11 protein-coding genes are annotated in these 12,260 nt (G+C 48.3%); 4 read left to right on the forward strand and 7 right to left on the reverse strand.

Annotated elements, in window-relative coordinates:
* Positions 1-74 precede the first annotated feature (74 nt).
* Positions 75-539, forward strand: coding sequence for an LCCL domain-containing protein (locus AWQ22_RS09065; RefSeq protein ID WP_065710885.1), 465 nt, complete (start codon positions 75-77; stop codon positions 537-539).
* Positions 540-677: 138 nt separating this feature from the next.
* On the opposite strand, the gene hemB is transcribed toward AWQ22_RS09065, so the two are convergent.
* Positions 678-1,661, reverse strand: coding sequence for a porphobilinogen synthase (gene hemB, locus AWQ22_RS09070; RefSeq protein WP_065710886.1), 984 nt, complete (start codon positions 1,659-1,661; stop codon positions 678-680).
* Positions 1,662-2,141: 480 nt separating this feature from the next.
* Between hemB and AWQ22_RS09075 the strand changes: the two genes are divergently transcribed.
* Positions 2,142-3,269, forward strand: coding sequence for a helix-turn-helix domain-containing protein (locus tag AWQ22_RS09075; RefSeq protein WP_065710887.1), 1,128 nt, complete (start codon positions 2,142-2,144; stop codon positions 3,267-3,269).
* Positions 3,270-3,456: 187 nt separating this feature from the next.
* Here AWQ22_RS09075 and AWQ22_RS09080 read toward each other — a convergent pair whose 3' ends face one another.
* Positions 3,457-4,077 (reverse strand): Uma2 family endonuclease, encoded by a 621-nt coding sequence (locus AWQ22_RS09080; protein ID WP_065710888.1) that lies wholly within the window; start codon positions 4,075-4,077, stop codon positions 3,457-3,459.
* Positions 4,078-4,231: 154 nt separating this feature from the next.
* Between AWQ22_RS09080 and ileS the strand changes: the two genes are divergently transcribed.
* Together ileS and AWQ22_RS09090 are read left to right on the forward strand one after the other, a co-directional pair.
* Entirely contained in the window at positions 4,232-7,123 is a 2,892-nt protein-coding gene (ileS, locus tag AWQ22_RS09085; protein ID WP_065710889.1) for an isoleucine--tRNA ligase, read from the forward strand.
* 42 nt (positions 7,124-7,165) lie between these two features.
* Positions 7,166-7,870: a diacylglycerol/polyprenol kinase family protein gene (locus AWQ22_RS09090; RefSeq protein WP_065710890.1), complete on the forward strand. Its 705-nt coding sequence runs from the start codon at positions 7,166-7,168 to the stop codon at positions 7,868-7,870.
* Here AWQ22_RS09090 and AWQ22_RS09095 read toward each other — a convergent pair.
* From AWQ22_RS09095 to AWQ22_RS09115, 5 genes are all read right to left on the reverse strand, one after another.
* On the reverse strand, positions 7,867-8,175 hold the full coding sequence (locus tag AWQ22_RS09095; protein WP_012307370.1) for a YkvA family protein: 309 nt from the start codon (positions 8,173-8,175) through the stop codon (positions 7,867-7,869). The genes AWQ22_RS09090 and AWQ22_RS09095 overlap by 4 nt on opposite strands.
* A 203-nt stretch (positions 8,176-8,378) precedes the next feature.
* Positions 8,379-9,902 carry a photosystem II chlorophyll-binding protein CP47 gene (gene psbB, locus AWQ22_RS09100; protein WP_012307371.1) on the reverse strand — a complete coding sequence of 508 codons (1,524 nt, stop codon included), beginning with the start codon at positions 9,900-9,902 and terminating at the stop codon, positions 8,379-8,381.
* Positions 9,903-10,271: 369 nt separating this feature from the next.
* A complete protein-coding gene (locus AWQ22_RS09105) occupies positions 10,272-10,589 on the reverse strand; it encodes a hypothetical protein (protein WP_012307372.1) in 318 nt (105 codons plus the stop codon).
* Between the two features lie 168 nt (positions 10,590-10,757).
* Complete coding sequence (locus tag AWQ22_RS09110; protein WP_065710891.1) at positions 10,758-11,582, reverse strand: MBL fold metallo-hydrolase; 825 nt, start codon at positions 11,580-11,582, stop codon at positions 10,758-10,760.
* Positions 11,583-11,604: 22 nt separating this feature from the next.
* Complete coding sequence (locus AWQ22_RS09115) at positions 11,605-12,219, reverse strand: aminodeoxychorismate/anthranilate synthase component II (protein WP_062436612.1); 615 nt, start codon at positions 12,217-12,219, stop codon at positions 11,605-11,607.
* Between the last annotated feature and the right edge of the window lie 41 nt (positions 12,220-12,260).

Consider the following 12,260-nt stretch of genomic DNA (forward strand, 5'->3'; position numbering starts at 1 on the left):
TTGAGGAAGAGTGTTCTATTTCCTTAGCGGCAAAGCATAATCTTTGTCTGTGTTTTCTAGAGTAATTGTTTGCAATGAAGTATTTGACCCTTGGCAGTTGTGTGTTTTTGGGGTTGGCGATTGCCCCCGTTGCCCCCGTTGCCACCCTTGCCCACCATGACCCTGCACCCACCGTAGCCCACCACCAACCCACTACCCAGATCAGCCACCACCAGCCCAGCACCCAAACGGCCAAAGTCCGGGCCATTGACTGGGAAACAACCCCAGGAATGCTTGGTCTGCGGAGCCAAATAGGCCAGACCCTCAGCGTGATTTGTCCGGCGGGACAACCCACAGAAAAAATTTGGGGCACGGATATCTACAGTGATGGCTCATCGATTTGTACGGCGGCTGTCCACGCAGGCCTGGTAGAACCAACGACTGGGGGCAATGTGACGGTCAAAGTGCTGGGTTCCCAAACGGATTTTGTCGGCACAGAACGCAACGGCATTACAACCTCTAGTTATGGGCCTTGGGGTGGCAGTTTCGAGGTGGAATAGTTGTTAAAGTTCCCGAAAAAAATTTGGCTCCGTACATCCTACGGGGCTTTTTTTGGTCACAAAAAAGGGGACAACTGAAAAGCTTCCCCATGATTCATTCATTTGTTTGTTCGGGGAAAATATACCCCAGGCTAAGATTTACTCTGCTAACCAGCGCACAGCGTCTTTGGCGTGGTAGGTGAGGATCAAATCTGCGCCCGCCCGTTTAAAGCTCGTGAGGGTTTCGAGGACGACTTTTTTCTCGTCAATCCAACCGTTTAAGGCCCCGGCTTTCACCATGGAATATTCCCCAGAAACGTTGTAGGCGGCGACGGGTAGGTTGGTCATTTCCTTGACGCGCCAAATTATGTCCATGTAAGCGAGGGCCGGTTTGACCATGACGAAATCTACTCCTTCGAGGATGTCGAGTTCCACTTCCTTGAGGGCTTCGCGACCATTGCCCGGATCCATTTGGTAGGTGCGGCGATCGCCAAATTGGGGGGCAGATTCGGCCACATCCCGGAAGGGGCCATAGTAAGCCGAAGCATATTTTGCGGAATAGCCCATGATCGGAATATTCGTAAACCCAGCTTCATCTAAACCTTCACGAATCGCGGCGACAAAACCATCCATCATCCCCGAAGGCGCAATAATATCAGCCCCAGCTTTTGCCTGGGACACAGCGGTTTTTTTCAGCAATTCGAGGGTGGGATCGTTCAATACTCGTCCGGTTAAATCCCCCGTTTGCAGGTAGCCGCAGTGGCCATGGGGTGTATATTCACAGAGGCAAGTGTCATTAATGACGGTCATTTCCGGGATTGCTTCCTTGATCGCCGTGGTTGCCTTTTGGACAATGCCGCAGTCGTGCCAAGCCCCGGTTGCATCGTTATCTTTTTCGGGGGGAATGCCAAACAAGATCACCGCCGGAATGCCCAGTTCCCAAACTTCCTTGGCCTCGGTGACGATCTTATCGATGGAGAGTTGATACACGCCGGGCATCGACTTTACTTCGTTGGCGATCGCCTCTCCGGGCACTGCAAAGAGGGGATAGATCAAATCATTGGCCGTAAAGGTATTTTCCCGCACCATGCGGCGAAGCGACTCACTTTGGCGAAGGCGACGGGGGCGGCTAGAAGGGAACATAGTTGGCAAAAATAAAATCCAGATGAAAAATTGCTTCTGAATAGTTTAGGCGATCGCCCCCATTCCTTTACTGAAACGTAACAGTCCTCAATGATTAGCAATCTTTGGCTGGTCTGAGAGGGTTTTCGCCCACTCTCGAATGGCACAGCGGATGACCCAACCTCTCAAGAGTCTATTTTTAAGAATGACCCTAAAATCAAAAATCGCCTTTTTGCTCTGATCAAGCCCAGTGTCAGGGTCACTATGCTCAGGCTAATCACTCCCCAGAAAAAATCCAGAAGCTTATGCAGAGGTTATTGTTTATGATAGAAACGAAATCTGTACAATATCTGGATAACCACTTTATATGGATGTCGTCTGCATAACATCCTAGTAGGGAGTTTATACGGAATTATTCCAAATAAAAGTACTATGAGACATTTTAGATGGACTTTTTCCGCATAATCACTAGTTATGCCTACAAGTTTAAGCTAGTAAATTATGGAGTTGAAATTGGAATCAGAAATACTCCAGCTAATAAATAAAAGAAGAGAGGGCACATATTGGGACTTCAAGGAGAAACACCATGAAAATAAAGCAAGCCTACTACATGATATTTTGTGCTTGTCGAATGCAGTCTCTAAAAAAGATAAATATTTGATATTTGGAGTTTCAGATCCTTCATCAGGATGTGCAATAGTTGGTGTTCCAGAAGAAAATAGAAGAAGTCAATCTGACATCATTGACTTTATCCGTTCCAAAAAATTTGCTATCGATAATCGTCCAGAAGTAGAGCTTAGAACCTTGATTCTTAATGAGAAAGAGGTTGATGTGCTTATAGTGTATGACGATAGACGTAAGCCATATTACTTGAGAGAGAACTACAGAGATAAAGACAAGATTGTAAGAGCCAATTTTATTTACACTAGAAACTTAGATACTAATACACCTATTGATCAAAGTACGGATAATTGGCTGATTGAAAGTATGTGGAGAGAACGCTTTGGTTTAGATCTTCAACCTGCACAACGCATGGTTGAATTACTTAGAAAGCCACAAGAATGGGATAAAGATGTAGGAAATAAAAAGTTTGCCTATCATAAGTACAGTCCCGAATATCAAATCGAATTTGGCGAAGTCTCTGAATTCAAAGATGTTTACAGTTACTTCTACATCAATGAAAAATCTTTCATCGGTACCGCATCCTTTAGGTATCTAAATACTGAATTGTTTAGCCTGCCATATGTATATTGTGATGAAATGAGGGTTCAATTAGTTGATCCTACTAACGGGAGTATCAGAGTACAGGGACGAGAATTATGGTATCAGTATTTTATACTCAATAGTAGAGTCGGTGCATTTCTTGAATTTATTACTGATGGCACTTTAGATTTGAATAGCAGAATGAGCGAATCTGCTTTTGTAATTTATCGTGACGAGAAAGAACGAGATGATTTTGAGAATTATCTTTCGAGAAATCTAGACCAGTTGGATGCATTTCAAGATTCTGAGTTGGGATTGATGAAACAACAAAGAATCGTAGAGAGTGGTGAAAGCTTTGTGTTTAATCCTGTCGAAATGATCAAAATTTGCGAACTTTTTGAAGAATGGAGTTTACGAAAGGCATAACAACGCCCATGCACACCGACCGCCGAAAGCTTGTCTGTTGAGTGTTCAAGGTTGTCTGCGGCGGGTGATGGGCAACGTTAACACTACAGAGCATAAGGCAAGAGAGCATTCTATCGATCATCCCTCAATTTGAGAAATCAATCTATTAAGTGTTTCACATTGGCGATAGCGATTGATGGTTTAAGGATTACAGGGTTTTTGCCCACTCCCGAATGGCGCGGCGAATCGCTCGACGGCCTAGAGGACGATTTTCTTCGATCAAAGCCATCATTGTCGTCACTGAAATTTGCGGCAGGGCTAAACTCGTTTCTGAAACGCGATATTCTCCCTGGTCGAGGAGATAAATGGTGATTTTGCCATCCTCATAGCTCCAAATTTCCGGCACTCCTAACCGTGCATAGATGGGAAACCGTTCTAAAGATCGGCTTGTCAGTTCAATTTCTAAAGCCAAATCGGGAGGCGGATCTTTAGCGAGATCATAGTCCAACTGGCCCCGAATTAACGGCTCATGCTGGAAGTAAAAACAATTGTCCGGCTCTAAACCTGCTTTGGCCGCTGGTTTACGCCAGGTCGTCGAACCGAGACTTTCGTAATCAATCTCTAGTTTGTCGGCGCAATCTTTGATCGAGATACTAATCACTTCTTTGTAAAACTCATGCCTTGGCAGAGGCGTCATAATTTCCAAAGTTCCATCACAATAGGCCACGCGACTAGAACGAGTTTCTCCCAGATCCCGCAGAATATTTTCAAACTGCTGCCAACTGATATTACTCAACAGCACCCGATCCGCCCGTTGTTTTGTCAGCATCACTTTATCTCCCCTTGCCGATCACCCTCCATTCTATTTAATGAATCCCAGGACGTTGGCGATCGCCTTTTTTCACCGAGATTCACGGGACAAGCCACAGCAAGTTAAAATCAGCCATAGCAAACATTTGTAAACATCAGCCACCACAGCCACCGTGACAGACGCAAAGAGCTACAAAGATACCGTTAATTTGCCGAAAACTACCTTTAATATGCGGGCGAATGCTCCCCAAAAAGAGCCAGAAATCCAAAAATTCTGGCAAGAAAACCGCATTTATGAAGAATTAGCGCAAAATAACCCCAAAGACTTCTTTACGCTGCACGATGGCCCCCCCTATGCCAACGGTGACCTTCACATGGGCCATGCCCTGAACAAAGTGCTGAAGGACATCATCAATAAGTACAAGCTCCTACAAGGCTACAAAACCCACTATGTCCCCGGTTGGGATTGTCACGGTTTACCCATCGAATTAAAGGTACTGCAAAACCTCAGCGCCGATGCCCGGCAAAATCTCACGCCCCTCAAACTCCGCTACAAAGCCCGTGACTTTGCCCTCAAAACCCAAAAAGCCCAAGCAGCCGGATTTCAACGGTATGGCGTTTGGGGCGACTGGGAAAATCCTTATCTCACCCTCACCCCAGAATATGAAGCGGCTCAAATCGGCGTATTTGGCGACATGGCCCTCAAAGGCTATATCTATCGCGGCCTAAAGCCCGTCCATTGGAGTCCGAGTTCCCAAACGGCCCTCGCCGAGGCAGAACTTGAATACCCCGAAGGCCATACCTCCCAGAGTATCTACGTTTCTTTTCCGATCACGGATCTAAGCCCGGAAGCTAAAGCTGTTTTAGGCGAGTTTGCCGATAGTTTGGGCGTGGCGATCTGGACAACCACGCCCTGGACATTGCCCGGTAACTTAGCTGTGGCGATCAACCCGGCCCTGGAATACGCCGTCGTCGAAACCGATGGCAGCCTGTGCGCTCAGAAATATTTAGTGGTGGCCAAGGATCTCGCAGAAAGCTTAACGAAAACTTTTGACGCTGCCTTAACGATTAAAACCAGTTTTAAAGGGGAAATTCTCGAACATTGCACCTATCAGCATCCCCTCTATGATCGTCAAAGTCCGGTGGTGGCTGGTGGTGATTACATCACAACGGAATCTGGGACGGGCCTCGTCCATACCGCGCCGGGCCATGGTCAGGAGGACTATATCACAGGCCAGAAATATGGTTTGCCGATCCTTTCCCCAGTAGATGCAGAAGGCATCTTAACTGAAGAAGCAGGCGAGTTTGCAGGCTTAAATGTCCTCAACGGGGCTAACGACGCAATTATCACAGCTTTAACGGAAAAACGCGCCCTTTTAAAGCAAGAAGCTTACCAACACAAATATCCTTACGATTGGCGGACGAAAAAACCGACCATTTTCCGGGCCACAGAACAGTGGTTTGCCTCCGTCGAAGGGTTCCGCGATGAAGCCCTAAGCGCGATCAAGAACGTCCGTTGGATTCCGGCCCAGGGGGAAAATCGGATCACGGCGATGGTTGGCGATCGCAGTGATTGGTGTATTTCCCGGCAACGCAATTGGGGCGTCCCCATTCCTGTTTTCTACGACGAGGAAACCGGGGAAGCATTGTTAAATGAAACCACCATTAACCATGTTAAAGAAATTATTGCCAAGGAAGGTTCTGACGCTTGGTGGAAACGTTCGGTAGAAGAACTTTTACCGGAGGAATATCGCAATAATGGTCGCACTTACCGCAAGGGCACCGATACCATGGATGTGTGGTTTGATTCGGGTTCTTCCTGGGCGGCTGTGGCCAAACAACGGGACGGTTTAAATTATCCTGTGGATCTGTATTTAGAAGGTTCTGACCAGCATCGGGGTTGGTTCCAGTCGAGTCTTCTAACCAGTGTGGCTGTTAATAATATAGCCCCCTATAAAACGGTATTAACCCACGGTTTTGTGCTCGATGAAAAGGGCTACAAAATGAGTAAATCTCTGGGGAATGTGGTCGATCCCAATATCATTATCAATGGCGGCAAGAATCAGAAAACCGAACCGCCCTATGGTGCAGATGTGCTGCGGCTATGGGTTTCTTCGGTAGACTACTCTTCAGATGTGCCTATCGGCCAAACGATTTTGAAACAGTTGGCGGATGTTTATCGCAAAATTCGTAACACAGCCCGTTTCCTCTTAGGAAATATCCATGACTTTGATCCGGCGAAAGATGCAGTTGCTTACAGTGATTTACCGGAATTAGACAAATATATTTTGCACCAAACCCACAATGTTTTTACAGAAGTTACAGAAGCTTTTGAGGAATTCCAATTCTTTAAATTCTTCCAAAAAGTGCAAAATTTCTGCGTGGTGGATCTGTCGAATTTCTATCTCGATATTGCCAAGGATCGCCTGTATATTTCCGATGCGAATGCGCCCCGGCGCCGCAGTTGTCAAACGGTGATGGCGATTATCCTTGAAACTCTGGCCAAGGCGATCGCCCCGGTATTGTGTCACATGGCGGAGGATATTTGGCAGAACTTACCCTACGAAACGGGGCATCAATCGGTGTTTAACGCGGGTTGGTATCAACTCGATCCCCAATGGGCAGCGGACGCAACTTTATTCCAACGGTGGGAAGAACTGCGCAAAATCCGCAACGGCGTGAACCTCGTTCTCGAAAAAGCCCGCACAGAAAAATTAATCGGTGCTTCCCTCGAAGCAAAAATTCTGATGCGCGATGTGGATGGGGCCTTAACAGACTGGCTCGCGGCCCTAAATCCCGCCGACAGTTTAAGTGAGTCCCCACGGGTGGATGAACTGCGCTATTTGCTCCTTGTTTCCCAGGTGGAATTTGTGACGGCAGCCCTCGACGATCAGCAGTACCAAGACACCCTGGAGTTGGCTGCTGGCAAGCTCCAAATCGCCGTGGTCAAAGCGGACGGTCACAAATGCGATCGCTGTTGGAATTACTCCACACAAGTGGGCACCTTTACGGATGATCCCACCATTTGTGAACGTTGTAATGAGGCGCTAGTTGGTAACTTCTAAGTTGTGCTTTAGGGGTGGGAGTAATCTTGCCCTTAATTTTTTATGGATGTCAATCATCTCGTCGCGGAAATCTTTTCCCCAGCCCTCCGGATGCCCCTCGGAACGGTCATCACTTATCTGGGGGCGCTGTTGGCGATCGCCGAAGGTCTCAGCCGCAAAAATCACCTAAGCCCAGAACTGACCCGCAAGATTGTCCATATCGGCAGTGGTAATGTCATTCTCCTCGCCTGGTGGTTTGATATTCCGATGGAAATCGGCATTGCTGCCGCTTTTATTGCAGGCTTAATTGCGCTAATTTCCTACTTCCTGCCGATTTTACCCAGCGTGAACAGCGTCGGTCGCCAGAGCCTCGGTACCTTTTTTTATGCCCTTAGTATGGGGGTGTTGATCTGGTGGTTTTGGTCAATTCAGCAACCCGTATTTGCGGTGCTCGGCATTTTGGTGATGGCCTGGGGCGATGGTCTGGCTGCCGTGGTCGGTAGTCAATTGGGCAAACATCCCTACGAAATTCTTGGCAACAAAAAAAGCCTCGAAGGCACTGCCACCATGTTTGGGGTGGGTTTCTTGATTTGTGGTTTATTATTTCTCGGTTTTGACCTCATGCTTTGGCAAAAAGTGGCGATCGCCCTCGTTGTTGCCCTTTGTTCTACCTTGCTCGAAAGCATTGCCCAGTTTGGCATTGATAACTTTTTGGTGCCCGTCGGCAGTGCGGCGATCGCCTTTTTACTCGTACAAGCTTTGATCTAGGATTCGTCTACCGAAACCGAAGGGATATCCACCGTTGCCGTCGTTTCTCCCTGGGTTGTCGTTTTCCCTTGGGAATTTTCTTGGCGGGCTTGGAAAAAAGCCAAGGCCATTTGGGACAGTTCCGCAATCAACAAGGTCGCCAGCATCACATCATCAATCTGACCGGCAATGGGGAAAAAGTCCGGTGAAATATCAATGGGGCTGATCAAATATGCCAAAGTGCCTAGAATAATCCACCACCGGTATTTCGGATTGCGCAGGGTGTTGCGGTACCAATCATAAAGAGCCTTGGGAGAAAGCGACATAATATTTTTTTAATTCATTCAGGGAATACCTCAATTTTGCATAATCCTCTTCTTTCGCAACCAGTGTAGAAAACCGCCACCATCTCCCCCGAATTCAGTTAATTTTTCCCAAGAAAAAAGAGGCTAGGCTTAAAGGCCCAACCTCCTCAAAATGAATTATTGGAAAAAACTTTCCGATCGATGCAATAGATACCTGTGTTTAATTAGCTAGCACGGGTACTCTTGTCACCAACCTTCTGGAAGAAGCCCCATTCCACTTGCTCTTCTGCCAGTTCAGGGTCAACCCCAGCAAATACGTCACGGTACAACGTCCGAGAACCATGCCAAATGTGACCAAAGAAGAACAGCAGCGCAAATACAGCGTGACCAAAAGTGAACCAACCACGGGGGCTCGTCCGGAATACACCGTCAGAACCAAGGGTTTCAGTATCAAACTCGAAAGGCTCACCCAACTGGGCACGACGGGCGTATTTTCTGACAGTGGCAGCATCGGTGAAGGTTTGACCATTGAGTTCGCCACCCAAGAAGGAAACCGTAACCCCAGCCTGTTCAACGGAGAACTTAGACTCAGAACGACGGAACGGAATATCAGCCCGGAGGACGCCATCCGCATCGGTCATGACCACAGGGAAGGTTTCAAAGAAGTTGGGCATCCGACGAACAAAAAGCTCACGACCTTCTGCATCTTTGAAGACAGGGTGGCCGGCCCAAGACTGAGCAATGCCATCACCTTGATCCATCGGCCCTGTACGGAACAAACCACCTTTCGCAGGGCTGTTACCGACATAGTCATAAAAAGCAAGTTTTTCAGGAATTGTATTCCAAGCTTCCGCAGGTGTTGCCCCTGACGCAATTTCAGCATCCACACGGCGCTGAATTTCGTTTTGGAAATAACCCTGGTCCCACTGATAACGGGTCGGGCCGAAAAGTTCGATGGGGGTGGTAGCGTTGCCGTACCACATGGTGCCAGCGACGACGAATGCGGCAAAAAATACCGCTGCAATACTGCTGGATAAAACCGTCTCAATGTTACCCATCCGGAGTGCCTTGTACAGACGCTCAGGGGGGCGCACACTGAGGTGGAAGAGACCAGCAATAATCCCAACGATACCAGCGGCAATGTGGTGTGCAACAACGCCGCCAGGGTTAAAGGGGTTAAATCCACTGGGGCCCCAATCGGGGGCAACGGCTTGGACATGGCCTGTTACACCATAGGGGTCAGAAACCCACATTCCAGGCCCCCAGACGCCGCTGAGGTGAAAGGCTCCAAAGCCGAAGCAAAGAAGACCAGATAGGAACAGGTGAATCCCAAACATTTTCGGCAAGTCTAGGGCAGGCTTACCGGTACGGGAGTCAACAAAAAGATCGAGATCCCAATAAACCCAGTGCCAAACGGCAGCGAGGAACAGAAGACCGGACAGAACGATGTGTGCTGCGGCGACGCCTTCAAAAGACCAAAAACCGGGGTTAGTGCCTACGGCACCAGTGATATCCCAGCCATTCCAGGAGCCGGTTACGCCCAGCCGTGCCATGAACGGCAGTACGAACATGCCCTGCCGCCACATGGGATTGAGGACGGGATCACTGGGATCGAAAATTGCTAGCTCATAGAGGGCCATTGAGCCAGCCCAACCTGCGACAAGCGCAGTGTGCATGAGGTGTACAGAAATCAGACGACCTGGGTCGTTAAGGACGACTGTATGTACGCGGTACCAAGGTAGTCCCATTGACTACTCTCCTCCTAAACAATCGTGTCTACTATGACCAAATATTTTCTCATTATTAACGAGGATTGGTCTGAACCGAGAAAAACAACTTCAAATCTATAGGAAGATTTTGAGTTGAAATGGCTTTTTGACGGCAATGTCTTCGTAGACTTTAATAAAAACTTCCTCGGAAAAATTTACAAAAGTTTACAAAGCATCCTCAAGAAAGTTGTTTTGTTATTGCTAGTTGTCCCAAGGACTTAAGCGTTTTTTTCTTCTCTCTAAACTACGATACAAAGGGTTTGTGCTGGGTTTAGGGGGAAGATTGTTTAAAGAAGTGTAACTATTGTTAGAGGGCTTGGCAAGCGTATTACGGGAAATGTAATGGCGCTAATGGCTTGGAGTTGGGTCTTTGTAGAGGGTGTTGGCTTGGTTTAATTGGGCGATCGCCTCTTCGGGACTGATGAGGCGTTTGATCATCACTTGACCGATGTTCTCGGTTTTGACCTTCGTGGGATCGGGGGTCACTTCCAGCATCAGGATCGGGTCGTCTACTTGGTAGAGCCAGAGGCGCTCCCCCTGGTTTTCCATGGCGATGTTGGTGCGCTGAATCTTGGGGGGACGTCGCCAGGACAGAATATCCCAGGGGCCACCGGGTTCCCAAACGCGGCCAATGTGCCACCCTTCGGTGAGAAAAAAATATTGCATAAGCGAGAATTTAGGGCAGATCAATGTCCAAAATGATAGGCTCGATTGCCCTTTATACCCAGGGGTGGGGTCAATAAATCGCAAATATTTTCTAGGTTTTACCATCGCGATCAAAAAACCCCCAAGGATTTTGGAGGTTGTTCAATCAAAGGAAAAATGATGATCCGCCTAGGCCCGCAACAGGGGGCGATCGCTTAAAACTTTAATCTCTGAATTGGCTTGGGAAAGAGCCGCTCGATTGACCTGGAGGCGATTGGAAGCCACCGTTGTCACCTTAATTTCGTTACGGTCTACCAAGTTTAAAAAGGATTCAATGGACTGGAGCCCACAGGTGTCGTCCCCGGCCGTTGTTTTGTAGTGGGTCGGGATAACAATCTTGGGACGCAGCAACTCTAGGGCTTGGAGCGATTGGGCTGGGGTGTAACCCTTGGGGGGAATATTCTGTGGATCAGCATCGGTGCCCCCAACGGGGATCATCAGAATATCTGGGCTGCCCCCGGTCAAAATAAAATCATCGATGTCTACTTCTTCCCCAGCGCCGCCGAGGTGCAAGAAACTAATGCCTCCCTGGCGCCAACTCCAGGCAATGTTGGGCGGGAAACGCCAGCCTCGATAGCGTTCGATGTTGGCATGGGCGAGGCTAATACCGTCAAAGGTGATGTTATTCACGGGATATTGTCCGGCTTGGAATAAAATCCTGGGGTCTCCGGGTAAACCATCGGTATAGCCTTCGTCGAACAGTTGGCTACTCAACAGGACAATGTCTGCTTGGGGAAATGTGTCCCGATAACCTGCGGTACAACTGAGGGCACGGAAGGGATTAATGAGAACCTTAGTCCCCGCACCACTGACGGAAAAACAGGTGTGGCCCAGCCATTCGATGTCAAGGTTGCCGGTTTGGGCTTGGACGGCGTTTTTTTGCAATAGGGAAAAGCCGGCGATCGCCCCAAAAGCACTAATCCCTGCGGTCTGAATAAACTGTCTACGTTTCATGGTTATGTCGGGGAGCCCCTCACTAATTCGTTACAAGCAGCGGTACAGGCGACAGAGTAGCGAGGAAATTCCGCAAAAGCTGTTTACCTGCCGTGGTTAAGATACTTTCGGGATGGAATTGTACCCCCTGGATATGGGGATAATCCCGATGTTGTACGCCCATAATCGTACCGTCATCCACCCAAGCAGTGACCTCTAAACAATCAGGACAATTATTTTTGTCGATCACCAAGCTATGGTAACGGGTGGCGGGGAATGGATTTTCTAAACCAGCAAATACCCCTTTGTTGGCATGGTGAATCACGGAGATCTTGCCATGCATCAGGGTTGCGGCACCGATAATTTTGCCCCCAAACACCTGGCCGATGCTTTGGTGTCCCAGACAAACCCCAAGGATAGGAAGTTCCTGGCCCAATTCTTTGATCACCGCCAAGGAAATCCCCGCGTCTTCTGGACGGCCTGGCCCCGGCGAAATGACGATGCCCGCAGGTTGTTTGGCACGAATTTCAGCGAGGGTAATTTTGTCGTTCCGATACACTTCGATGTCCTGGGCCACGGGTAATTCTTTGCCTAATTCGCCGAGGTATTGGACAAGGTTATAGGTGAAACTGTCATAGTTGTCGATGACGATGATCAAAGGGGTCACACTCCTTTAGATAGTGATGGGGATTTGTACGG

The organism is Picosynechococcus sp. PCC 7117 (genome assembly GCF_001693275.1).
Lineage (GTDB): Bacteria > Cyanobacteriota > Cyanobacteriia > Cyanobacteriales > MRBY01 > MRBY01.

Bases quoted from the DNA above. Each gene is read 5' to 3' on its own strand.
- AWQ22_RS09090 (WP_065710890.1), top strand. From the start codon at position 7,166: ATGGATGTCAATCATCTCGTCGCGGAAATCTTTTCCCCAGCCCTCCGG.
- AWQ22_RS09075 (WP_065710887.1), top strand. From the start codon at position 2,142: ATGGAGTTGAAATTGGAATCAGAAATACTCCAGCTAATAAATAAAAGA.
- AWQ22_RS09065 (WP_065710885.1), top strand. From the start codon at position 75: ATGAAGTATTTGACCCTTGGCAGTTGTGTGTTTTTGGGGTTGGCGATT.
- AWQ22_RS09095 (WP_012307370.1), bottom strand. From the start codon at position 8,175: ATGTCGCTTTCTCCCAAGGCTCTTTATGATTGGTACCGCAACACCCTG.
- psbB (WP_012307371.1), bottom strand. From the start codon at position 9,902: ATGGGACTACCTTGGTACCGCGTACATACAGTCGTCCTTAACGACCCA.
- hemB (WP_065710886.1), bottom strand. From the start codon at position 1,661: ATGTTCCCTTCTAGCCGCCCCCGTCGCCTTCGCCAAAGTGAGTCGCTT.
- AWQ22_RS09110 (WP_065710891.1), bottom strand. From the start codon at position 11,582: ATGAAACGTAGACAGTTTATTCAGACCGCAGGGATTAGTGCTTTTGGG.
- AWQ22_RS09105 (WP_012307372.1), bottom strand. From the start codon at position 10,589: ATGCAATATTTTTTTCTCACCGAAGGGTGGCACATTGGCCGCGTTTGG.
- AWQ22_RS09080 (WP_065710888.1), bottom strand. From the start codon at position 4,077: ATGCTGACAAAACAACGGGCGGATCGGGTGCTGTTGAGTAATATCAGT.